This window comes from Alkalimonas delamerensis, assembly GCF_030717955.1.
GTDB lineage: Bacteria > Pseudomonadota > Gammaproteobacteria > Enterobacterales > Alteromonadaceae > Alkalimonas > Alkalimonas delamerensis.
Map to the genome: position 1 here is coordinate 261,515 of NZ_JAUZVY010000003.1, position 22,200 is coordinate 283,714.

At 51.9% G+C, this 22,200-nt stretch carries 22 protein-coding genes; 14 read left to right on the forward strand and 8 right to left on the reverse strand.

All coding sequences use genetic code 11. From position 1 onward, the window contains the following. The first annotated feature begins 202 nt into the window (after nt 1-202). The 9 genes from Q3O59_RS09530 to Q3O59_RS09570 all read left to right on the forward strand — a co-directional run bounded on the left by Q3O59_RS09530 (nt 203) and on the right by Q3O59_RS09570 (nt 7,940). Nucleotides 203-994: an ankyrin repeat domain-containing protein gene (locus tag Q3O59_RS09530; RefSeq protein ID WP_305945362.1), complete on the forward strand. Its 792-nt coding sequence runs from the start codon at nt 203-205 to the stop codon at nt 992-994. Nucleotides 995-1,161: 167 nt separating this feature from the next. Beyond that, nucleotides 1,162-2,436: an RHS repeat domain-containing protein gene (locus tag Q3O59_RS09535; RefSeq protein ID WP_501986009.1), complete on the forward strand. Its 1,275-nt coding sequence runs from the start codon at nt 1,162-1,164 to the stop codon at nt 2,434-2,436. Continuing rightward, entirely contained in the window at nt 2,437-3,000 is a 564-nt protein-coding gene (locus Q3O59_RS09540; protein WP_305945364.1) for a hypothetical protein, read from the forward strand. 257 nt (nt 3,001-3,257) lie between these two features. Beyond that, nucleotides 3,258-3,950 carry a transposase gene (locus Q3O59_RS09545; protein WP_305945365.1) on the forward strand — a complete coding sequence of 231 codons (693 nt, stop codon included), beginning with the start codon at nt 3,258-3,260 and terminating at the stop codon, nt 3,948-3,950. A 66-nt stretch (nt 3,951-4,016) separates the two neighbouring features. Further along, nucleotides 4,017-4,493, forward strand: coding sequence for a hypothetical protein (locus tag Q3O59_RS09550; RefSeq protein ID WP_305945366.1), 477 nt, complete (start codon nt 4,017-4,019; stop codon nt 4,491-4,493). Beyond that, the gene (locus Q3O59_RS09555; RefSeq protein WP_305945367.1) at nt 4,484-4,909 is read left to right on the forward strand and encodes a hypothetical protein; all 426 of its coding nucleotides are present in this window, start codon (nt 4,484-4,486) and stop codon (nt 4,907-4,909) included. Before Q3O59_RS09550 ends, Q3O59_RS09555 begins: the two co-directional genes overlap by 10 nt. A 239-nt stretch (nt 4,910-5,148) precedes the next feature. Further along, nucleotides 5,149-7,053, forward strand: coding sequence for an RHS repeat domain-containing protein (locus tag Q3O59_RS09560; protein ID WP_305945368.1), 1,905 nt, complete (start codon nt 5,149-5,151; stop codon nt 7,051-7,053). Beyond that, nucleotides 7,031-7,477: a hypothetical protein gene (locus Q3O59_RS09565; protein ID WP_305945369.1), complete on the forward strand. Its 447-nt coding sequence runs from the start codon at nt 7,031-7,033 to the stop codon at nt 7,475-7,477. The genes Q3O59_RS09560 and Q3O59_RS09565 overlap by 23 nt, the downstream gene beginning before the upstream one ends. 166 nt (nt 7,478-7,643) lie before the next feature. Next, nucleotides 7,644-7,940, forward strand: coding sequence for a transposase (locus Q3O59_RS09570; protein WP_369812377.1), 297 nt, complete (start codon nt 7,644-7,646; stop codon nt 7,938-7,940). A gap of 55 nt (nt 7,941-7,995) precedes the next feature. Here Q3O59_RS09570 and Q3O59_RS09575 read toward each other — a convergent pair whose 3' ends face one another. After that, the gene (locus Q3O59_RS09575) at nt 7,996-8,802 is read right to left on the reverse strand and encodes a hypothetical protein (RefSeq protein WP_305945370.1); all 807 of its coding nucleotides are present in this window, start codon (nt 8,800-8,802) and stop codon (nt 7,996-7,998) included. A 470-nt stretch (nt 8,803-9,272) separates the two neighbouring features. Here Q3O59_RS09575 and Q3O59_RS09580 point away from each other — a divergent pair, with 470 nt between their 5' ends. Further along, the gene (locus tag Q3O59_RS09580) at nt 9,273-9,995 is read left to right on the forward strand and encodes a DUF4386 domain-containing protein (RefSeq protein WP_305945371.1); all 723 of its coding nucleotides are present in this window, start codon (nt 9,273-9,275) and stop codon (nt 9,993-9,995) included. 25 nt (nt 9,996-10,020) lie between these two features. Then, entirely contained in the window at nt 10,021-10,356 is a 336-nt protein-coding gene (locus Q3O59_RS09585) for a hypothetical protein (RefSeq protein WP_305945372.1), read from the forward strand. Nucleotides 10,357-10,380: 24 nt separating this feature from the next. Here the strand turns inward: Q3O59_RS09585 and Q3O59_RS09590 are convergent, their stop codons facing one another. Then, the gene (locus Q3O59_RS09590) at nt 10,381-11,403 is read right to left on the reverse strand and encodes a GlxA family transcriptional regulator (protein WP_305945373.1); all 1,023 of its coding nucleotides are present in this window, start codon (nt 11,401-11,403) and stop codon (nt 10,381-10,383) included. A 102-nt stretch (nt 11,404-11,505) separates the two neighbouring features. On the opposite strand from Q3O59_RS09590, the gene Q3O59_RS09595 reads away from it, so the two are divergent. From Q3O59_RS09595 to Q3O59_RS09605, 3 genes are all read left to right on the forward strand, one after another. Continuing rightward, entirely contained in the window at nt 11,506-11,679 is a 174-nt protein-coding gene (locus Q3O59_RS09595; RefSeq protein WP_305945374.1) for a hypothetical protein, read from the forward strand. A gap of 137 nt (nt 11,680-11,816) precedes the next feature. Beyond that, entirely contained in the window at nt 11,817-12,086 is a 270-nt protein-coding gene (locus tag Q3O59_RS09600) for a BrnT family toxin (protein WP_091338357.1), read from the forward strand. Continuing rightward, on the forward strand, nt 12,070-12,351 hold the full coding sequence (locus Q3O59_RS09605; RefSeq protein WP_305945375.1) for a BrnA antitoxin family protein: 282 nt from the start codon (nt 12,070-12,072) through the stop codon (nt 12,349-12,351). Before Q3O59_RS09600 ends, Q3O59_RS09605 begins: the two co-directional genes overlap by 17 nt. 93 nt (nt 12,352-12,444) lie before the next feature. Here Q3O59_RS09605 and Q3O59_RS09610 read toward each other — a convergent pair whose 3' ends face one another. The 6 genes from Q3O59_RS09610 to Q3O59_RS09635 form a co-directional block, all read right to left on the reverse strand. Continuing rightward, nucleotides 12,445-14,175 carry a TIGR03545 family protein gene (locus Q3O59_RS09610; RefSeq protein WP_305945376.1) on the reverse strand — a complete coding sequence of 577 codons (1,731 nt, stop codon included), beginning with the start codon at nt 14,173-14,175 and terminating at the stop codon, nt 12,445-12,447. Nucleotides 14,176-14,187: 12 nt separating this feature from the next. Next, nucleotides 14,188-14,679: a TIGR03546 family protein gene (locus Q3O59_RS09615; RefSeq protein ID WP_305945377.1), complete on the reverse strand. Its 492-nt coding sequence runs from the start codon at nt 14,677-14,679 to the stop codon at nt 14,188-14,190. A 96-nt stretch (nt 14,680-14,775) separates the two neighbouring features. Next, nucleotides 14,776-17,067, reverse strand: coding sequence for a carbohydrate binding family 9 domain-containing protein (locus Q3O59_RS09620; protein ID WP_305945378.1), 2,292 nt, complete (start codon nt 17,065-17,067; stop codon nt 14,776-14,778). Between the two features lie 176 nt (nt 17,068-17,243). Continuing rightward, the gene (locus tag Q3O59_RS09625; protein WP_305945379.1) at nt 17,244-18,710 is read right to left on the reverse strand and encodes a Na+/H+ antiporter NhaC family protein; all 1,467 of its coding nucleotides are present in this window, start codon (nt 18,708-18,710) and stop codon (nt 17,244-17,246) included. Nucleotides 18,711-19,042: 332 nt separating this feature from the next. Continuing rightward, nucleotides 19,043-21,025 (reverse strand): PhoX family protein, encoded by a 1,983-nt coding sequence (locus tag Q3O59_RS09630; protein WP_305945380.1) that lies wholly within the window; start codon nt 21,023-21,025, stop codon nt 19,043-19,045. Between the two features lie 141 nt (nt 21,026-21,166). Next, on the reverse strand, nt 21,167-22,192 hold the full coding sequence (locus tag Q3O59_RS09635) for a hypothetical protein (protein ID WP_305945381.1): 1,026 nt from the start codon (nt 22,190-22,192) through the stop codon (nt 21,167-21,169). Nucleotides 22,193-22,200: the final 8 nt, after the last annotated feature.

The window sequence follows — 22,200 nt, forward strand, 5'->3', positions numbered from 1 at the left end:
GTCAAAAAGTCTCATTAGGCCCTGCTGGTCGGCACACCATGCGGCATGCCTGTCGACGCGCAACCAATGCCTGTTAATGGAGAGTACTAAGCAGCGTAGAATGATGCTATGTGTTTATATAAGTGTTGCGTTTCTGCTTAGCTGCGCGAATACCATACCTTCGCAACCTGCACCACCTGAATTGAGTGAGGCGATAAAACGAATGGATTCTAAGCAAAGAGCGATGCATGCTAGTTCGCGCTATGAGTTTGTTAGTCGGATCCCATTAAGGCATATGTTTCCAGATGAGCTAAGCCGTGCATTGGCTGATGCTGCTGGGCGTGGTCGAATCGCGCAAATAGATCAGAAAGTGGCGCAAGGGGCGGATGTGAATGCTCGGGGGGAGCTTGGTGTAACGCCTTTATATTGGCCCATCAAGCAAAATAACATTCATGGATTTAGGCGTTTATTAGAGCTGGGGGCAGATCCAAACGCTATTTTTTATGATGGTATGTCAGTGATGTTTTTTGCTGCGCAAAATGAAAATCTCGAGTTTTTGAGGCTTGCTTTAGAGCATGGTGCTGATCCAAACCTAGTGTCGGGTGCGCGAAGCACAGCTCTGGAAAGTCAGGGGAATGAGCATGGTTTTAAAGGGGAAACGCCACTGGCGCATGTAATAATTTACAATCCGAATGCCATAGCTGGTATAGATATGTTATTGGCGCATGGTGCTGATATTAGTGCTCGTACAATTCCGACACCTTTAGGTAATTCATTATGCCTACTAATGTCTGCGACCGTAGGGCCTAAATATGATGTTGCTCTGCATTTGTTAGAGCGTGGCGCTGATTATAATTTCGCGAATGAAAATGGTTACGGATTTTTAGCGATACTTACCAGGCACTGGACCGGCTATCCAGCAGATACACCAGAGCGTAGAAAGGTCATCGCGGACATGCAAAAAGTGGTGGATTGGCTCACTGAGCGGGGTGTTGAAATTCCCGAACGCAACTAAGCTTTGTTCACCACGGCAGTCGCAACCAGGTACGGCGTCACAGCACCGAGCAGGGCAAAACCAGTACCATTATTCAGCAAGGTGGTACCGAGCTGATAATTGAAGGCAGTGAACGGCGCTTCCGCAGAAACTTAGGCAATGCCATTGTTGAGCGCAGTGGTGACAGCATCACCACCCGCTACGTCTACACCGACCATTTGGGCAGTGTCGATGTCATCACCAATGCCGCTGGTGTGCTTTTGGAAAAGCTGAGCTTTGATGCATTCGGGAAACGCAGGGCGGTGTTTAACCAAAGCGGCCAAAGCATCGCGCTAAACCTGACCACGCTACTGGCAATAACCCATCAGGGCTTTACCGGCCACCAGCAAGTCGACCATGCCGGTATAGTGCAGATGGGCGGGCGGATATACGATGCGCATATAGGCCGCTTCCTGCAAACCGACCCGTTCGTGCAAAGCCCGTCCAACAGCCAGAACTTTAACCGCTACAGTTATGTGCTGAATAATCCGCTGAGTTATACCGATCCTAGTGGGTATTTGTTTAAGTCGATTAAGAAGCATTGGCGGACGATAGCGGCTATCGCCATAGCGGTTTATATGCCCCACTTGGCGATAATGGAGGGATTAAAAGCTGCGACAGTCGGCGCTATTACAGGCTTTGTAGCCGGAGCTGTATCCACCGGAACATTAAAAGGTGCTTTGGTAGGCGCTTTTACCGGAGGGATGTTTGGTCATTTACACAGTATGAATGCTGACTTCGGTAAAGTGATGGCTCATGGTGCTGTTGGTGGTATGGGCAGCGTGCTGCAAGGTGGCAAATTTGGCCATGGCTTTGCAGCCGCAGGCTTTACCCAGGCTGCCAGTTGGGCCGGTGGTGATAACTTGTTTGTTGAGGGCGCCTCTACAATTGGCGACCGAACGCACAATGCAGTTGTAGCAGCGATGATAGGTGGCACTGCATCCAGCATGGCCGGTGGTAAGTTTGCTAATGGTGCTGTGACAGGAGCATTTTCTAGGTTGTTGAATGATGATGCCACAACCAGGCGTTTGGATCGTGCAGCTAAGCAGATTGCTGAAGATGCAAATTCAAGGAGGGCTGAGCTTAACAAGTGGAGGAGAGATCAGAATTGGGATGCAATCCGGGAGAGGTATCCAGAGTTGGCTGGCATTCAAAATGCGGATATGACAACAATCACACATCAGATGGCAGATGATTTAAGAAGCATCCATGTACGTTATATGAATGGTCAAATAAGTGGGGTATTTGTTGAGGCAGCTGAGAACGGTTGGGAGCTAGGTTCCAGTGCTGTCACTGGCCCGAGAGGTTGGCGTAGGATTTCTGCTCGGTTGGTTAGCCCTCCTCCTATACCAAAACCAAATTATGAATTTGTGGTAAATCCAAGAAATGGTTATACCAATGTTGTTCCATTGATGGGGGATTAAATGCGTCATTCAATGCTGATTATACTCATCGCTCTTCAGGGATGCAGTCAAAAGTACTGTGAGCAGCTAGATTTATCAAAGTTTGCAGCGCAAGACACAGCTCTTTACTGTGATCAAAGATTGCTTTCTGATAATGAAATGAAAGAGTGTGTTGAACGAAGGGATGAGTACCCGAGGAGCTTCCATCAATACTATGGGCTTGATGGTCCGTTGTTTATCTACGAGTACCCATCAAATAAACATTTAATTGATGAGCAGCTATTGACTGAGTTTGGGACCTATTTACTTGCTGTTGCATTTGATGTGTCAGCTGTTGAAGATGCTACGTTATTAGCGAAATCTGAAGCTATTGCAAACTATTTATTGGCAAGCGGCGTTGATCCATTTAGCCCTTATAAAACGGAAATGGCACCAGTCGCTTGGTTAATCCCTAATGCATTGATATTAAGAAGTGTTCCCGCAACTGAGAAGATGTGGACAATTGTCAAAAGATACTATCCACCCGCAGAGCATGAGCTTTCACAGCAGGTGGATTTGTATCTTCGGTACTGCAAACAAAAGTAGCGGGAGTATGCACAGTACTTGCTTATGGGCTGATGGGTAAAAAACACCCTGCTGTCATGTTCATACCGTTCGCATACGGATGACCGGTTTAGGCAGCCAGAAAATTCGGGGTCAGATCAGAAAATTCGGGGTGAAAATTCGGGGTCAGATCAAAATAAAATAGACTAAGCTTAAATCTGTTTAAAATTCGGGGTCAGATCAAAATAAAATAGACTAAGCTTAAATCTGTTTAATCCACAGAGCCCAGAGGTTTAGTGATGGCACGACTTCCCCGAGTGCATCTGGCCGGTTGCCCCGAGCATATTATCCAGCGCGGTAACAACCGGCAGGTGTGTTTTGCCAGCGAAGAAGACTTTGCTGCTTATGCTCACTGGTTAAAAGAGTATTCAGACGCCTTTGGTGTGCACGTGCATGCCTGGGTGTTTATGACCAACCATGTGCATTTGCTGTGCACTGCCAGTGATGCGCGAGGCATTAGCCTGATGATGCAAAGTTTGGGGCGGCAATACGTGCGGTATTTTAACCGGCAATACCGCCGTAGCGGCACGCTCTGGGAAGGACGCTTTAAGTCGTGCCTGGTGCAGGAAGAGCATTACATACTGGCGGTATACCGTTACATCGAGATGAACCCGGTACGTGCAGGGATGGTTGCAAGCCCGGCAGATTATCACTGGTCGAGTTATGCCAGCAATGCGCTGGGCAAGGCCACCGCCCTGTGCCAGCCCCACCCGAGTTATCTGGCCTTAGCAGCGAGTGATACAGAGCGGCAACAAGCGTACCGCGACTTGTTTCGAAGCGAGCTGAGCGAAGCAATGCTGGCGGATATTCGCAGCACTATCAAGAGTGGGATGGCACTTGGAAATGAGCGCTTTAAACAAGAAGTGGAAGCATTAACCGGGCGGCGGCAGCACAAAGGCAAAGCAGGGCGACCGAGGAAAGATAGAATTTAATTTTTATCTGACCCCGATTTTAATAAGTTCGCCAATGGCGCTTTTACTGCTGCGTTGCAGTATATTGTGAATGAGGCGACTTCACATCAATCACAGAAAGCTCAATTTAATAAAATTCAGTCAGCAATTGATAGCAGTGACTACGAAAAAGCCATTCAGCTCACTATTGAGTACTACGGTATTGATATGACTGATAAAGGTGAAACATTTAAGGTTTCCTTTGATGGTTCATACGAAGGTGGTGGCTATATAGGTGGTGGGCAGATTTTTCTAGGAAGAGAGGCTTTTAGCCGTGGTGTAGGTTTTCTGGGATCAACAATTGATCATGAAATGGTGCATATACGTCAAGGTTGGCGAAATAAAGGAGATTTTGGACCTTTGCAGACAAGGATTTTTGAAGTTCGTGCATACAGGCATCAAATAGAAAATTCAGCTCGCTTTGGTCTAAGTGGTTCAGATGTTGGGATGTTTAGAAGTAGAAAACTAGGTTATTGCAATCGGATATCATCTGCAGTGAAGCAGGAGATGGGGTTATGTCAATGAAAAGTATATTACTGATGCTGGCGTATTTATCGTTTTCAGCTGTAGCTATCGAGTTTAAGGTTTTTCATGAGGGTGATCGTTTTTATGTTCAGCTTATCAACATGACGAATGAGCCTATTGATATTGCGCGGGATTTTATTTTTGATGATTGTGCAAACAGAGCCAATATTTGCGTGGAAGTGTATGAAGTGGATGGGCTCGGCTTGCATATTCTTTCGATGCCGATGTCCTATGATCATGAATTTTCCCAGCGTTATGAGTTATGGCCAAGAAGGTCTTATGGCCGTGTTTTTCTCTATAACGATATTAAGAAACGGTTTGCTATTGAGCCAGGAGATTACATCGTCATTTTTAAATATAGAGATTGGAAACGAGAAAAGTTTTATCAATCTGATCCGATCCATGTGGCCTTTTAAGGTGTTGTCCCGTTCGCAGTGTTCACACACCGAGGGAAGGTAAAAACAACCAGGTTTTGCTTGATATTTAACCAACCTCTGGTTGTTAGCGGTAACTAATTTGGAAGTTTAGCCAGATTGGTTACTGCTTTTGCTCTTTTAAAAATCTCATTTTCTGTTGTTCAGGCAATGGCCGCACCCACTGGCGCAGCCACGATGCCAAGACCGGCTTAATTCAAACCATTACCACCCAGGGTCAGTTGCAGCAATGGAGTTACACCTTCGATGGGCTGGGCAACTTGCGCAATCGCAAAGACGAGCTGCACCGGCTGCGGGCCATCAGCGGCAGTGGCAGCCAGGCCTTTGACGAGCATTTTGACTACGATGCACTGAACCGGTTAAAAGAAGTCCGTCAGGGCGGCAGTGTCAGCATGGCGCTGACCTACGCCAACAACGGCAATATTCTGACCAAATCGGACGTGCAGGGCGGTGCCACTTACACCTACGGAAGCCGTCCCAGCCAGTGCAACCGCACCCCGGGGCCACGGGCAGTTAGCCAGATAGGCACACAAAGCTATTGTTACGATGCGATGGGCAACCAGACCCATCAGTACAACAACGGCAGCCTGGTGCGGCAGATTGACTACAACGCCATTGGCAAAGCCAGTCGTATTCGAAGCCACAGCATCGATACCGGCAGCGGCCGCAGTGTCGGCGAAACCCGCTTTACTTTTGACGGCAGTCGCAATCAGGTACGGCGTCACAGCACCGAGCAGGGCAAAACCAGCACCATCATTCAGCAAGGTGGTACCGAGCTGATTATTGAAGGCAGTGAGCGGCGCTTTAGACGAAACCTGGGCAACGCCATTGTTGAGCGCAGCGGTGACAGCATCACCACCCGGTACGTCTACACCGACCATTTGGGCAGTGTCGATGTGATTACCAATGCCATAGGGCAGCTGATTGAAAAGCTGAGTTTTGATGCATTCGGGAAGCGCAGGGCTGTGTTTAACCAAAGCGGCCAAAGCATTGCGCTAAACCTGACCACGCTACTCGCCATCACGCACCAGGGCTTTACCGGCCATCAGCAAGTGGACCATGCCGGCATTGTGCAGATGGGCGGGCGGATATACGATGCGCACATAGGGCGCTTCTTGCAAGCCGACCCCTTTGTGCAAAGCCCTAGCAACAGCCAGAACTTTAACCGCTACAGCTATGTGCTGAATAATCCGCTGAGTTATACCGATCCTAGTGGGTATTTGTTTAAGTCGATTAAGAAGCATTGGCGAACGATAGCGGCTATCGCCATAGCGGTTTATATGCCCCACTTGGCGATAATGCAGGGATTAAATGCTGCGACAGTCGGCGCTATTACAGGCTTTGTAGCCGGAGCTGTATCCACCGGAACATTAAAAGGTGCTTTGGTAGGCGCTTTTACCGGAGGGATGTTTGGTCATTTGCACAGTATGAATGCTGGCTTTGGTAAAGTGATGGCTCATGGTGCTGTAGGGGGAATGGGCAGCGTGCTGCAAGGTGGCAAATTCGGCCATGGCTTTGCAGCCGCAGGCTTCACGCAGGCTGCCAGTTGGGCAGGTGGTGATAACTTGTTTGTTGAGGGTGCCACAGAGATAGGTGACCGGACACACAATGCGGTTGTAGCAGCGATGATAGGTGGCACTGCATCCAGCATGGCCGGTGGTAAGTTTAGCAATGGCGCTGTGACGGGAGCTTTTTCTAGGTTATTGAATGATGATTATAGTGTTCGGCAGTTAACGAAAGCACAGCAAGAGATACAAAAAATGCGTATTGAAGGTGCTACTGAGAATGACTTCATGCAGGCAGGCATAACACTTGGTCATCTGAGTCATGATGAGTTTATTGACATATTTCCTGAATTTTCTGGCAATGATGAAATGCAATCGACAGTAAGGCGTTATGGTTTATATGCGGCTTTCAGAAATGACATGGGGATAGATAGTAGTGTTAATTCTGGCGTTGGTTATGTGAAAGATGGCGCGTCAATGATGCAACCTGTTAGAGGTGTATTGAAGTGGTTGCATCGTGGGTTGAATTTTGCTATTGGGATCAACAATATGAATCATATCCCTCAATTCAGACCAGAAGTTATTATAAGGAGGTATGGTGAAAAGCATTTTGGTTTTTAGTATGGCTGTATTACTGAGTTTCGCACAGCCTGAAGAGCGAATTTTTGAGATGTTTTCTCAAAGCTTTGATGTTCCTGATGGGTATTGCCTGCATTCCCCTGGGAAAGGTGATACGTTCAGATTAAGGATGATTGGGTGCGATTTTAATAATCGGTCTGGGTGGGTAATGCTTGGTGACATTAACTATTGTGGCTTTCTTTGTGACATCAAACAGCATAAGGTCGCATATAGATTAATATCGACATGTAGCGCTGGTGACTTCGATTTACTTATTTGGAATGTTGATGAAGGTTATAAATTCAAATCTTTCGTTATTAAGCATGGTAGTGAAGTTGCGATAGTTTTTGATGATGAGGCTTTATTTTACCTGTGGCTTGAAAAACTTGGAATACCATTATCTTGTTTAAAATCAGAGGATAGTTAACGGTGTCCCGTTCACGTCGTTCGCATATGGAGGGTGGGTAAAAACAACCGAATTTTGTTGGACAAAATTCGGGGTCAGATCAAAATAAAAAAAAATTCGGGGTCAGATCAAAATAAAATAGACTAAGCTTAGCTCTGTTTAATCCACAGAACCCTGAGGTTTAGTGATGGCACGACTTCCCCGAGTGCATCTGGCCGGTTGCCCCGAGCATATTATTCAGCGGGGTAACAACCGGCAGGTGTGTTTTGCCAGCGAAGAAGACTTTGCTGCTTATGCTCACTGGTTAAAAGAGTATTCAGACGCCTTTGGTGTGCACGTGCATGCCTGGGTGTTTATGACCAACCATGTGCATTTGCTGTGCACTGCCACTGATGCGCGTGGTATCAGCCTGATGATGCAAAGTTTGGGGCGGCAATACGTGCGGTATTTTAACCGGCAATACCGCCGTAGCGGCACGCTTTGAGAAAGACGCTTTAAGTGGTGCCGGGTATAGGGGGGCAGTTAAGGCTTATAAATAGTCATGGATGATCTTCGGTGGTATGCCAGACCCGCTGCTGCAGTAGCTGGCGATACTCTTGGTTACCAACCTTATCGGTAAACCATAGATCCAGCACATCCAGAAAGTCAGGATGCTGCTGCACCTGAGGCAACACCCGATTGATGTGTTTAATGGCCGCTTCACCCCAAGCATTGTTGGTGCAGCCAATAGCGCCCAGCACATATTGGTCTTGTGTTTCTGCAATTTCTAGAAAGACCAGCGGACTGTCGTCCGTTGTTTTATGATCAAATTGCTGCAGGATTTGGTATTCAATGGTGTAGTCGATGCGGTTTTTCTTGATCATGGACAAGATGGCAACCGTCGCATTCTCACCAGAATGTGCAACCGGGTTGAGATGACTTTGCCTGGCTTGCTCAAGGATGTCGTGCAGGGCTGGATAATGCCTGCCTGCAGGATAGCCAAAGCGGAAATTACGGTCATGCACTAAGGATCCCAGCCGCACCGGGTTGCCATGCTGTTGTGTGATTTGCTCTGCTTTTTCCTGGGTGGTGATAATGCCATGCGGAGCGTAAAAATGGGTTGGCTCACTTTGAATGGTTTCACCCGGAGTAGGCCGATAAATCATGCAAGGAAAACATTGGTTTTCATTGCGTTGGAATTGCTGCCGGATTCGCGTTTGTGGCAACACAGTCCGCTTCGTTGCCAATTCGGGCAAGGCATCATCCAACACGTCTATCAGCACATCGCAAATTCCCTGCCCGGCGTATTGGCCTTCCAGGATATGAAAGGGAGGGGCTGTATTGATCACCCAATGCAACGATTGCATCTCGTTCGCTTCTTGTGCCTGAGCGTTGATCTGATTGCAAGCCATTGTGAGCAGGCAGGTTGTCACGAAGATTCGCATGAGCGGGGTCATAGCAGTGCAGTTGTACCGATTTTGATTGCATTGAATTCCCGGCCATTATAGTTTTTTTTGCATAGCACGGCCAGCCATCCTGGCAGCACCTATGTTGTTGGCTACTGTGGTTTTGGGACGAATTCATTACTGCATCGCCGCTGTGGCCTATTGCTTGCCCGCGGAGTTTTGGTGTCAGTTTGCAAAACCAAGCCTTGCCTGGGGATGAAAAGTCCTTTAGGTTGAGGGCTTATGGTAGATCTCTGTAACACTATGCTCCATCAATCAAGTACCGTATTTCGGCGTCGGCTAGTCTGATGTTGCGCAGGATCTGTTATCCTGCCCTGCCGCTCTACCCATCAGTGGTGAGCGCCACGAATGCGCAAATAAGGAAGTTATCCATGCACTCGGTTAAAGACGCACCAAATTTGTACGCCAGAATTGTCGGTTTTTCCTATCTTTTGATCATCGGCCTTGGCCTGACTGGGCAGTTATTTATCCGGGATGCCTTGATCGTCGCTGGCGATGGCGCTGCAACGGCCAGCAATATTCTGCAAGCGGAAACCATCTGGCGCTTGGCCATTACCGGTGATGTGCTGATGCATGCGCTCGACATCCCGGTGATGATTTGCTTGTATCTGTTGCTGAAGCAGGTGCACAAGCCGCTGGCTTTGGTCAGCGTCGCTTTCAACATGGCGCAAACGGCCGTGCTGGTTGCCAATAAACTGCTGTTGTTGGTGCCACTGTTGCTGCTGCAAAGTGCCGACTATGTCGCAGCCTTTGACAGTGAACACATTCACGCCCAGGTCATGCTGCTGGCGCGGTTGCATAACTACGGTTTTGGGCTGGGTTTGATTTTCTTTGGCTTTGCCTGCATTGGCTATGGCTTGCTGGTGTTCAATTCGCGTTTCTTACCAAAGTTTTTGGGTGTACTGATGATGATGGCTGGGGCCAGTTATTTGATCAACAGTCTGACCCTGTTGCTGGCACCATCGCTGTCCGACGTGGTATTTCCCATTTTAGTGCTGTCCTTTCTTGGCGAGCTGACTTTTGCGCTTTGGCTGATTATTAAGGGGGTTGACGCTGACCAATGGCGTCAAGCTGATGAGGGGAGACCTACTTGATAGTGCGGATTCAAGGCCCCATTCATTGCAGATGATCAATGGACGGGTAAAGAAGATGGGCTTCGCCAAGCAGTCTAACACAGCGAGCATCGCGATTATCTCGGGGGCGATGTCTGTCGTGATTGGCTTCGTTGCTTTTGCGTTAAGTTGGAACTTTTGGCAGCTGTGGGGTGGGCCATTGCCTGGATTGCAGCTGGTGTTATTCCCAGGGAATTTGACCCTTGTGTATCTGTGGCATCCACTTTTTACTGAGGAAATAAACTTTTGGCCTAAACTCGCGCTGTTGATGGCAGGGCAGTTTGCCGTTGTTGCATCTGTAGTTGCTGTGATCTGCCATGTGGTAAGGATGGTGCGGCAGTAACGCTTTCACTGATGACCACATGGGCTAGCTGGTGCTTTGTGGACAACAGCTCCAGTTCGGCTCAAGCAGAAACTTCTGTCGGTACTGGCTTGGTGTTAGCTCCGTGTACTGCAGAAATAACTTTCGGAACGAGCTCACATCTTCGTAGCCAACTTGCAGTACCACCTGTTCAATCGGCATCCGGCTGGTTTCCAGCAGGCGCTTCGCCTGCTCTATGCGCAAACGTTGCAAGTAATTCAAGGGGGTGTCCTTAAGCTCCGCTTTAAAGCGGCGCAGCAAGGTACGTTTGGTCAGATGCAGCTGATCGGCCAGTTGCTGCAACGAGAATGGCTCGGCCAAATTGGCCAGCAAATAGCGCCGGGCTTGTTTCATCAGCGGATCCAAGGCTGGATTGGCGGGTAGCAGATCGGCATCCATGTAAGGCAGTTGCGAGCTGCGGTTGGGATCGGTCAGCATCAGTTTCGCCATCTGGCGGGCAAATTGCTCCCCGGCCAGTTTTTCGGTCAGGGCCAGGCATAAATTGTGGTGCGAGGTGGTGGCACCTGCCGTTAGCAGTTGCTGATCCATCACCAGCACTTTATTCAGTTGCAGATGCACCTGTGGGAACATGTTTTGAAACACATCCTTAAAAAACCAGCTGCTGGTGGCCTGTCGATGATTGAGTAAACCACTGCCAGCCAGTGCATAAGTGCCGGTGCAACTGGCCGCAAGGATAGCGCCCTGTTCCAACAAGGCCGGCAGCTTCGGATAGTAACAGCTGGATTGTTCGACCAGTTGCTGCAGGCCTTTGGCATCGTATGCATAACCCGGTGTAAAAACAGCGGCATCGGCCTGGCTCCAGTCATGGGGCTGCACGGCTAGTTGCAGGCCATGGCGCAGTTGCAGTGGCTTCGCGTCGGGACTGACCACATAGGCATGAAACAGTTGTTGTTGGCTTTCTGGCTGCAAAAAGCGCCAGAGTGCATTACTAAACTCAAAATAATCCAGCAAGGTCAGCACATCGCTGGCGATGCTGTTGGGATGAGCGAGAATGGCGATGGTTTTCATGTTTTGTCACTATCGACCTTATTTTTATCAATAGTGACACTGCTGTTTCATTTGTGCAAGTTTTACACTGAGCTCCGTATTCATTGTGACTGTGGAGCAACCATGAACAACCAACATCGTCCCCTGATAAGTTTGCTGTTACTTGCTGTCAGCTGGTCGGCCATTTTCTGGATCAACTTTACCGCCAGCTTGCCCATCGCAACCCAGCTGGTCGCCTTGCCGGTGCTGTTATTAACCACCGCCTTGCCGGCTGCCCGTGCATTTTCCTATGACTAGCTTGTCCTCGTTCTGAAAGGTTGATATTTCGCTTACTTGCGAAGACTGAGCTGAATGAATCAGGCACATGGAGTGGCTTGCAGAGAGGTGTTTTTGTTACTACAATAACTGTATGAAAGATCGGCAGGATGCGACGATTGCGTATTAGTTACGACCCGGCTAAAAACCAGCGCAACATCCAAGAGCGCGATTTGTCCTTTGATGACGTGGCATACTTTGATTTCGAGACAGCCTTAATTGCCAAGGATGACCGTAAAGAGTACGGCGAAGTACGTTACTCCGCTTTAGGGTTGCTGGACGGGCGTGTACATGCGCTGGTGTTTACCATAACAACGGACGGCATTCGTGTGATCAGCTTTCGCAAGGCGAATAAACGAGAGGTACAAGCCTATGGCAACCGCAAATAAACCATTAACCACGCCAGACGGCGAGTTGCGGGAAGATTTATCCGATGAAGAGCTGGCCAGATTCCGGCCTGCTGAAGAAGTGTTGCCAGCCAGTTTCATGGACAAGCTGAAGCGGGGAGGGCGGCCAGTATCCGACAACCCCAAGATATCGACCACAGTACGGTTCGATGCTGAAGTCATCAATGCTTTTAAAGCCACCGGCAAAGGTTGGCAAACCCGGATGAATAACGCACTTAAAGAGTGGCTGGCTACTCATCCGCAGTAATGGTTGGTTGCAGAACTGGATGTATAAACTGAGCTTTATCGGAAGCAAAACCCCAATGACTGCACTATCTCAGCCATCGGGGCCTGTCGTTGATTAACCGCCAATCCGGCCGCGGATGCGGTCCAGGGCCCGGTCACGTAAGTCGCCGAGCTGGGCTTGCAGCAAGGTTTCAATCTGCTGGCTCATTTGCTCGGTGCTGTCTTGTTCGCGGTCTAAAAGGCTGAGCAGGGCTTGCTGGTCGCCGGCGGTATCCGGCAGTTTGGCATTGAATTTACTACGTAAATCCTGCTCGAAACCGGCAAAGCGGGCCTGGGCTTCGCCCATTACCGCATCGGCCACAATGCGATCCAGCGGTGAGCTGACCCGGACATTGGGCCTAGTCACGGTACCATCAGCGCGTAATTGAAATGGGATTTCTGCTTGCTGGTTCATCAGCTGGGTCAGCTGCTGCACATAGCGGTTGTCGCCACTGCTAAAGCGTGGGTTTTGCAGCGCCACACTGGCTTGCTGGTCGAGCGCTGTGCCGCTTAGGCTTAATCCACCACGCGAATTCAGCAAGGCTTGTTCTAAGCCAAAGCGGGTGCTGCCTTCACCAAACACCTGCTCAGCCAGTTGCAGGCCCTGCAGCTGCCAGTTTACTTCCGACTGCAGCTGGTCGAAGATGGCAAAATTGCCATCCAGCCGGAACTGCTGCAGCATTGGCAGTTGCTGCACATCCAGCACAAAGCGGGTGGCGGCATCAATGATATGATGCTGCGCGGTAATGTCTTCGATACGCAGCTCGGCATTGCCACCACCAATCAGCATGCTGATGCTGGCATTTTTAATCCAGAAGTTTGGATAAGGCTGCTGCTTTAGCGGCAGTATCCGGCCTGGTAGCTCGCGCGGCTCGGGCTGCTCTTCCAATCGAGACCCTTCCGGCAGGTAGGGCGCGACCAACTGATAGACGGTATACAGCTGCTGCAAGCGCTCGGCCCACAAATCGCCTAATAACAACTGACTGATGCCGGCCAGGCCACCATCGGCCAGATTGGCGTAGGACTGCACTTGCTGCCAGTCGGCCTGAGTGGTTTGCTGAAAATCGCGCACCGCGCTTTGCAATTGCTCGCGGCTTTGCAGCAGGGCGGTTTTCACCTGCTCGACTTTGGCTTTGTCTTGCTCGAGCTCCGCTTTTAAGCGCCGCAGCTGCTCGGTTTTGGCAGCTAGGTCGGCGGCATCGCGGATATCGCCATCGGTCAGGGCTTTAATTTGCTGCTCCAGCTCGCGCAGCCGATCGCTATCAGGCAGTTGCTGGCGCAATTGCCGCACTTGCTGCTGTTCACTTTGTACCAATTGTTGCAGGGCTTCACCTTTGGCAACAGAGGTCAGGTTGGCCCGGGCCAGCAGTTCATCGGCATCCGGTAGTTCAATGGCAAACAGGCTGGCAAAATCGAAGCCGGAGTCTTCGGTTTCGGCCAGCTCACCACGAAACACCTTGCCAGGGCGGCGGCGCTCGCTGCCATAGGCCAGTTGTTCGACCGACAAATCGCTAATCACGTAATAGCCAAGCAGGGCCGGCCATAGCTCCAACTCGGCATTGGCGCGGGCAAAGCTCACCAGGTTTTGTTCGGGGGCTTTGGCATCGGTGATTTGCAGGTCGGAAATGGTCAGCGATAGCGGAAACAACCCCAGCGAGACCCGCTGAATATTGACTTCGGCCCCGGCTGCTTTTTCCAGACTGTAGACCATGCCAATGCGAATGGCGCTGCCAGCAAATACATACACCAATAAAAATACCGCACCAAGAATGCTTAAAAAAATCAACCAACCGGATTTACGGATCATCGCAGCGCTCCTTTAATTCATTTTCTGATACAGCTGTGCCAGCTTACTGGCTTTGAGCAGTTGCACCACTTTCCATTGATTGAGATGAGGCATCAGTACATGGCGGTATTTCAGCACCAGTCGGGTGGTGAGCCAGGCGACCGGGAACAGGATCAGCAAGCTGAGCAAAAAGGCCGCCAACACCAGGCTGTGATGCAAGTGCAGCAGTTGCAGGGTTTCACTATGGCTCAGTAAACTCAGCAACCAGTCTTGCTGGCCGATGTTCCAGCCGAGCTGCTCCAAAGGCGCTGCCAGTAGCCAGAGCAAGGCTTTGCTAAAGCCCCACACCAGCAAGAACGTCGACAGATTGACGGTAAACAAACAGGCGATCAGCAGGATCAGCACCGTCAGCAAGCCAAACGGCAACAGGCCGGCACAGAGGCCAAGCGCCACCGCCCAGCCAATTTGCCAGGGCGAGGCTTCTGAGTTCAGAACTTTGAGGATGCGCGCTAGCATGGTTAGCATGGTTCACTCCTTAAACAACCAACAGCATGAATGTTTGTAAGCTTACCATAAAACCAAAAAAACGCGTTTTAATACAGTGACAAAATTATGAAACTGCTAGAGTACCCAAGCATAACTAAACTTCATAAAGGCACTGCGTTGATTGCGCTTGAGTGTTGTTTGCTGATCATTTTCCAGCGCATGGTCGCCATAACCGACAAAAAACACGGTTTGTGGATTCAATTGGTACGAATACAGCAGCTGGCTGGTCAGAGCGCGCTCCTTGCTGTTCAGCACCGTTTGCCAGCCCGCCTCGTAGTTGGCCAGGTTGCGCTCGATCTGGGTGTAGATTAGCGCCAGACGCAGGAAACTTTGGTTATTAAACTGCCAGGTCAGCCTCACATCGCTGAGATCGGCGGTAAAGACCTGGTCCGCAGCATAGCGCATAGCGGTATGGGTATGGCGTAAGCGCAACTGCAAATGTTGATTGGCGCTGTATTGAACATTGGCAATCAACCGTTGTTGATCGGACAGGCGTTGATTGGTCAAGTCCAGTACCTTGGCTTCTTGCCAGTACAGGTAGGTGGATAAATCGCGCTGCGGCCGGATTTCACCAAAAAAGTGCAGACCGTGCTCGCGAAAACGCTCGGTATTGCCAGCGATGTTAAGGCTGTTGGTATCGAGCCGGTTCCCCACCCGATCCCGCACAAAGGAGCCTAGCTCCAGCGTGCTGTTCATCTGGCCGGACAGGATGGTATAACTTTCTATCTCTTTGGCCAGCAAGTCGCCGGCTGCATTGGCGGTGTAGAATGCATGATTGAGAATGCGAAAGCGATGGAAGCGCTGCGGGTTGTCGAAGAACCAGGTGTAATCGCCGCCGATGGCCAGTTGCTGCCAGTCGGTTTCCGGCAAAAAGCCCAAATCTGCACGAAAATCCTCATCCCGATGCTGATAGCGCACAAAAGCATGCCAGTTGCGCTGCTGGTGCAGGTAGTTCAGTCGATAGCCCTGGCCTTGCAGGCTGCTGTCCGCTGCGGTGCGCAGTGCAGCTTCGCCCGTCAACTGGCTGGCAAGTACCTCGGGATAACGGGTCTCGCTGCCGACCCATTGGGCACTTAAGGTATCGTGCGCGCTGATGCGCCAGTTGCTGTCGGCCGACAGCACGGTGTTGCGGTAATCGCTGGCACTGCGCTGGGTGATTAAGGAGCCAAAGGTCAGATCGGCGTTGGGCGCATAGCTGTAACTCAGGGCATGGTTCTGACTGCTGCCCTCAAGCTGCGCAATGCGCGAGCCCAGGTTGCCCGGGATCAGCAGGGTGCTTTGCTGATCGTCGGTACTGAACAGGCCGAAGGTATGCTGCTCGATGCGGCCGGTGAGTTTTGCTCCGGCATTGGGCTCGGCAATGTTGCGGGTATGCACCAGATTCAGCGGGGTGGCAAAGTAGTCGGCATTTTCGGTGAAAAATGGTCTTTTTTCGGCAAAAAATAGCGTGAAAGGGTTGTTGATGGTGAGCTCTGCCGCGTCGGCTTCGACCTGGGAAAAGTCTGGGTTCAAAGTGGCATTGAAGGTCATGTCCTGAGTGATGCCCCATTTCACATCCAGACTGACATCGGTGTTGCTACTGCTTTGCCAGCTCTGGTCGCTGGCAAGGGGACGCTGCTGCTCAATGCCGGTGACCAGCGCCGGCGCAATGATTAAGGAGCGGCTTTGCTCGGCGCTGGCAAAACCGGTAATGGGCGTCATCTGACACACCATGCAGCGATTGCTGCGTTTAATTGGCGCGCTGGAGATGCGCAGCTGCTGATCGCGCGGTAAAAAGCGCACCAATTCAAATGCCATCTGCTTGACACCTTCGGTGGTGGGCATATTCAGAATGTGTAAAGGGATGGCCATTTCCACCCGGAAGCCTTGCTCGGTAATACGGCCTACCGCTTGCCAATGGCCGTCCCAGGCCGAGGATTCGGTGCCGGTGACGGCGTTTTCAATCGAATCGGCCTGACTGCCGAGCGGATTAACAAAAAACTGATAGGCGCGCTGTTGATTGCCGTAGGTATCAAGTTTTAAACCAACGACATCATCGCCCCAAATCTGGTTACGATTGCGATAGGCGGCGCGGATTTGCTGTGGATTGGGGTCATGGGCATCGATGGCAACGTAAAGTGTGTGGCCATCTTCAAACAGGTAGCCCATGGTGTACACCTCGGCTTTGCCTTCATCCAGTGGCGCTGTCAGGTAATGGATCGGCACCTGCAAGGCCTGTTGCCACTGGGGTTCATCCAGGCTGCCATCCAGCACCATGGCAGGTCCATCGGTTAGCACCGGGATATGCAGGAGATTCGTTTGCGCAAAAGCCGGCGTCAGCAGCAGACTGAGTGGGAGAAGGGCGCTTAAAAAGCGAAGAGATTTCAAGGCTCTGCCTTTTAGGAGTGCGAAAAATGGCGCTACTTTACCTGAGGCTGGCACGGATGCCAATGGTCACAACTGCTGGGTCGGACCAAGGCCCTGCTATGTGCGTTAAAGCTACGTTGTGGTTTTGAAGAGTGTCTGACAGGCAACCGGCAAGGGTTGCCTGTCAAAGTGCGGGGTTACATCATGCCCAGAGCAATAAAGCCAAAGAAGGCCAGTATTGCTGCGATAAGCGCGTAAGGGAATTGTGTTAAAGCGTGGCCCATTAAGTCACAGCCAGAGCCCTGCGCTGCCAGTACGGTCGAGTCGCTGTAGAAACAGGCCTGACTGCCGAACGAACTGGCAGAGAGCAGCGCACCAATCACCAATGGAATATTGGCATCCACCGCCAGCGCGATTGGCATGACGATCGGGATGGAAACGGCGAAAATACCCCAGGACGAGCCGGTTGCAAAAGCCAACAGTGCCATGGCGACAAACACCACTGCCGGCAGCATCTCGGCCGACATGTAAGGTGCCAGATTGTCAATCACGTAAAGCGGCAAGCCCAGTTGATCGCAGACATCTTTAAAGGTAAAGGCGGCTATGACGGTGCAAATGGCCGGCAGCATGGTTTTAAAGCCATGAATCATCTGGTCCATCATTTCGTTAAACGGCATCAGGCGCTGCGCCATATAAAGCGGCAAGGTCAGCACAAAAGTCAGGATTAAAGCCGGCCAAATTTCGGCTTCAAACCAGATGCTAAAGCCCACCAGCATTGCCATCGGCAGCACAAAGTTGATCAGCTTGCCGTGCTTGCGATCGGCATGCTCGAACTCTTCTTCCATCGCCTGCATGGCAAAATCATCGGCGGTGTGGGTTTCCTGCTGCGGTGCATCCTGCTGAATGGCACCACCACGAGCGGCCAGCTCGGCTTTTTTCATCGGGCCGATCAGTGGCACCACGCCTAAGATCACCAATGGGACCATAATCATTGCCAGCCAAGCATACAGCATGTACGGAATGGCGGAAATGTAGGTCATAATGCCGTTTGGATCGCTGTCCGGCGCTACGCCATTGGCGACCAGCAAGCCACCAAAGAACACCGCCCAGGTCGAAATCGGCACGATGACGCACATCGGCGCAGCGGTGGAGTCCACCACATAGGCCAGCATCTCGCGCGACACTTTGAATTTATCGGTGATGCGCTTCATGGTTTCACCAACGGTCAACGCATTGAGGTAATCGTCGATAAAGATCAGCATGCCAAGGAAGTAGGTCATCAGCAGCGAGGGCTTGCGGCCCTGAGCGTATTGCTGGGCAACCCGGCCAAAGGCAAAGGCGCCACCGGTATGCACCAACAGGGCAATTAAGGCACCAAAGCCACCGACCACCAGGATCAGCCAGCCAATGGTTTCATCCTGCATCACCCGCTCGGTGGTTTCGGCAAAGTTAAACAGGCTTTCACTGGGGGAAATTAACAGCAAGCCGGCTACGGCCCCCATGATCAGCGCGAAAATCGGTCGTTTTAACCAGATGGCGACAATAAGCACCACCAGAGGTGGGATTAAACTGATGGCACTGGGTTCAACAACGGCGGCTTCAATGGCCGCGGCAAGGGAGTCTGCTCCCTCTTCAATGGCCTCTGCGATGGTTTCTGTCGACATAGAACGTCTCTCAATTTGATTCCGGCTGGCGGAAAAAGATCGAAAAAAACCGTGAACTGGGGATGCAGGATCCAGAGCACGGAGCGAAACCTTGCTCTTTCCAGTCACGGGCTTTGAGAAACTGCAAAATCCTCATTAAGTTACCGGACTATCCTGCCAAGATCCGACCTGAACTGCAACGCATGGTCGGAAAAAGAAGCAGCGCAAGTACAAGCTGGCACAGGCCAATTTTTGCGCGGCAATCATAGCAAAAAAAAGCCGGCTGACAAGTGAAAATTTCTTGCCAGATCCGGCCGGGTGGAAGGGCGTTAAGCGGCTGTTCTGGCAGCGCTTTAACTGCCGATAATGCCGCCATCCTCTTTGGTGATGATCACCGTGGCAGAGCGGGGGCGGTTGGTGCGCCGATCCGGCCAGGTGCTGCTAAAGCTGTAAGGGCCGGAGCCTTCGCCTGGGTGCTGAATATTGACGAACATGGTTTTGCAATCCGGTGTCATCACCACCCCGGTGACTTCGCAATCGACTGGGCCGACCAAAAAGCGTTTGATGGTGTGCGTCTTTACATCGGCCGCCAGCATGGCGTTGTTGCCAAAAGGTCCGCTACGCATTTGCGCGCCGGACATATCGGTTTGGATCCACAGCAAGCGGTTGGGATCGAACCAAAGGCCATCGGGTGAGGCGTGATGGTTTTGCTCGGTTAGCATGAATTGATGCTCTGGGGTGTAGGTAAAGACATCGCCCGAGAGCAGGAAAATATCCCAGTCAAAGCGCTGACCGGTGCCTTCACGCCAGCGGATGATATGACCGCTGTGGTTGTTGGCGCGCGGGTTGGCGGCATCCGTGCTATGACGGCGGCTGTTGTTGGTCAGGGTAAAATACACTTCGTTGCTGACCGGGTGCACCGCGCCCCATTCCGGCCGGTCCATCTTGGTGGCGCCCATAATATCGGCCGCCAGCCGGGTGTTTAGCAGCACATCGGCCTGACTGTCAAAGGCATGGCCGGCGGCCTTGGCTTTGGCTTGAAAATCCGTGTTCTCAATATCAAGCGGCAACCAGTCGCCACTGCCGTCTTCGTTGTAGCGGGCAACATAAAGGGTGCCTTCATCCAGCAAGTGCGGCCCTGCAGTGGCAGGATGGTACGGCTTGGCCGAAACAAACTTGTAAATGTACTCAAAGCGGGCATCATCGCCCGAATAGGCCACCAGCGGCTTGCCGGCTTCTGGCTTGGCGAAAATAAGTCCTTCGTGGGCAAAGCGGCCCATGGCGGTGTGTTTCACCGGGGTACTGTCTGGATTGAACGGGTCGATTTCGACAATCCAGCCAAAGTTGTTCGGCTCGTTGCGGTAATCCTCGCTGGCGTTATCGGCAAAAGGGGTAGCGTTGAAACGGCTGATGGCATCGTCGCTGCGCCCGGCGGTTTCCCAGTGCAAAATGCTGTGTTCATCGGCAATGCTGTAGCGGCGATGCTCACGCGGCATGGCTTGCTGATGATTGACAAACAACAGCGCCCAGTTTTCTTCGCAGGTCAGGTAGGTACCCCAGGGCGTGACGCCATGCGCGCAGTTATTCAGGGTGCCGCGGGTGCGTGTGCCATCCGGGCTGTACTTGGTGACCACCTTGGCATGGCCGCGCACCGGGCCGGTCAACTCCATCGGCGTCTGGCCGGTAATGCGCCGGTTCAGCGGGCTTTGTTGCAGCAACTGCCAGTTGCCATCGTCTTGCTTTTTGATATGGGCCACGGAGACACCGTGCGCAGCCAGCTCTTTGTGCACTTCTTCTTTATCGCGCGGGATCCCTTTGCCGCCAAAGGCATGCAAAATGTTGGGGTCGACGTACTCGTGGTTCATCACCAACAAGCCTTCGTCCGAGCTTTGGCCGCCTTGTTTTAAATCAATGGGGAAAAAGTGCATGCCATCGTGGTGCATGCCGACTTGTTTGGCTTGTTCGGCTGCGCTGTGGCTTGCATCGGCCCGGTAGGCCGGCGCATCGGCGGTGAGTGGTGTGCCCCAGGGCAAAAACACCTGGGTGCGGTAGCCGGCAGGCACGGTGACGGTATCAAAACGATTGATGGGGATGGCATCAAAACCCAACAAGCCCGCCGGTTGCTGCAACAAGGCAGCCGTTGAGCTTTGGCTGCTGCAGCCGAGCAAGCCTTGGCCCAAAAAGCCGGACACAGCCAGCGCCACACTGCCTTGCAAGAAGCGGCGGCGATTCAGGCGTCTCTCCAGCACCTCGGAAAACTCCGGGTTGGCAGAAAAGTTGGCTTGCGGCTCTGCGCCTGATAAATCAAATACGTGTTGTTTCGATGCCTTGGTCATAAAAACTACCTGTTTTTTTAAACTGCAAAGGGCGCAGTCTGAAGCTGCGCTGAAAAACCTGGATGCTAGCTGCAGTCTATGACATTGCGATGACAATTGCAGTGAAAACATAAACGGCCATAAAGCCGTTGCTGCAAGGCCTTATTGCGCCAGTTGTTGCAGCAGCCGCAATCGTTGTTGCTCCTGCTCGTCTGCCTGGTAGGGTTCTTTGGTTAGCTGATGCAGCGAGAAGGGCTCTAAGCGGAACTCCGGCTCGGCTGAGTCGCCGTAGCGGGTCGGTTGCCCCGGGGCAGGTGATAGCCGTTCCAGTTGAAAGCTGGTAAGCCAGAAAGGTTCGTCCGTGTCGGGCAGTACCGAGCGGTGTGCTCGTAGCTTCAGGGTATTGCTGCCAGATTGCAGTGCTGCTCTGGCCGTCAGCACCGCGATTGGCTGGCGCCCGGCAGTCAACAAGTTGGCTCTTAACCGGTAATGGCCAGCCAGCTCTGCCTGCAATTGCACCGGGATCACCATATCGGGCCCTTCACCATAGCTGCTGTCGATACCGGTGATCTGCGCGACCGGCGCGCTGATCTCAAAGCCGGTACGAAGCAGCAGCGGCTCAGTAGTGCCATGCAATCGCACTTCGGCGGTGACATTGCCATCCCAGCTTTCCCTGCTGGGCAGTTGCAGCTCAAAGCCGCCCTGAGCTGGCTGCATCGCCTGTTCGGCCAGCTGCTCCCCGCTCCACTCATGCAGCAAACGTAAGGTGGCACCTTGCACCGAAATTCCCTGCAGTTGCAGCTGGATGTGAATGGGCTCTGGGTAGATAAAACGGTACTGGCTGGGAAACAGGCTGGCACTGGCACCATCTCTCAGCGGAACCGGCTGGGCAATAAAGCGGTTGGGCTGCAGCAATTGGCTATCCGCTGTGGTTAGCGGTCGGGAATACGACGGAATGGTGATCTCCTCGGCGTAAGCACTGGCCAGCCACTGCAGCTGCTGCTGCATCGGTGCTTGCTCTGGCTCCAACTGGATGAGCTCGGGTTGCTGCACCGATGCCTGGCTTGCCGTGGCTTGCCTGTCCTGAGAGGCAGTAGCTGGGGTTTTCCCGGCAACCTTAGCCGTGTCGGTTGTTGTGGGCCACAGCCACCAGGCTAGCAGCAGGCAGCTGAGGACAGCAGCTGCCACCAATAACG

Coding starts and splice junctions, on each gene's coding strand:
- Q3O59_RS09580 (WP_305945371.1), top strand. CDS start 9,273: ATGCACTCGGTTAAAGACGCACCAAATTTGTACGCCAGAATTGTCGGT.
- Q3O59_RS09545 (WP_305945365.1), top strand. CDS start 3,258: ATGGCACGACTTCCCCGAGTGCATCTGGCCGGTTGCCCCGAGCATATT.
- Q3O59_RS09590 (WP_305945373.1), bottom strand. CDS start 11,403: ATGAAAACCATCGCCATTCTCGCTCATCCCAACAGCATCGCCAGCGAT.
- Q3O59_RS09630 (WP_305945380.1), bottom strand. CDS start 21,025: ATGACCAAGGCATCGAAACAACACGTATTTGATTTATCAGGCGCAGAG.
- Q3O59_RS09595 (WP_305945374.1), top strand. CDS start 11,506: ATGAACAACCAACATCGTCCCCTGATAAGTTTGCTGTTACTTGCTGTC.
- Q3O59_RS09575 (WP_305945370.1), bottom strand. CDS start 8,802: ATGCAATCGTTGCATTGGGTGATCAATACAGCCCCTCCCTTTCATATC.
- Q3O59_RS09610 (WP_305945376.1), bottom strand. CDS start 14,175: ATGATCCGTAAATCCGGTTGGTTGATTTTTTTAAGCATTCTTGGTGCG.
- Q3O59_RS09555 (WP_305945367.1), top strand. CDS start 4,484: ATGTCAATGAAAAGTATATTACTGATGCTGGCGTATTTATCGTTTTCA.
- Q3O59_RS09615 (WP_305945377.1), bottom strand. CDS start 14,679: ATGCTAACCATGCTAGCGCGCATCCTCAAAGTTCTGAACTCAGAAGCC.
- Q3O59_RS09570 (WP_369812377.1), top strand. CDS start 7,644: ATGGCACGACTTCCCCGAGTGCATCTGGCCGGTTGCCCCGAGCATATT.
- Q3O59_RS09625 (WP_305945379.1), bottom strand. CDS start 18,710: ATGTCGACAGAAACCATCGCAGAGGCCATTGAAGAGGGAGCAGACTCC.
- Q3O59_RS09605 (WP_305945375.1), top strand. CDS start 12,070: ATGGCAACCGCAAATAAACCATTAACCACGCCAGACGGCGAGTTGCGG.
- Q3O59_RS09540 (WP_305945364.1), top strand. CDS start 2,437: ATGCGTCATTCAATGCTGATTATACTCATCGCTCTTCAGGGATGCAGT.
- Q3O59_RS09530 (WP_305945362.1), top strand. CDS start 203: ATGGATTCTAAGCAAAGAGCGATGCATGCTAGTTCGCGCTATGAGTTT.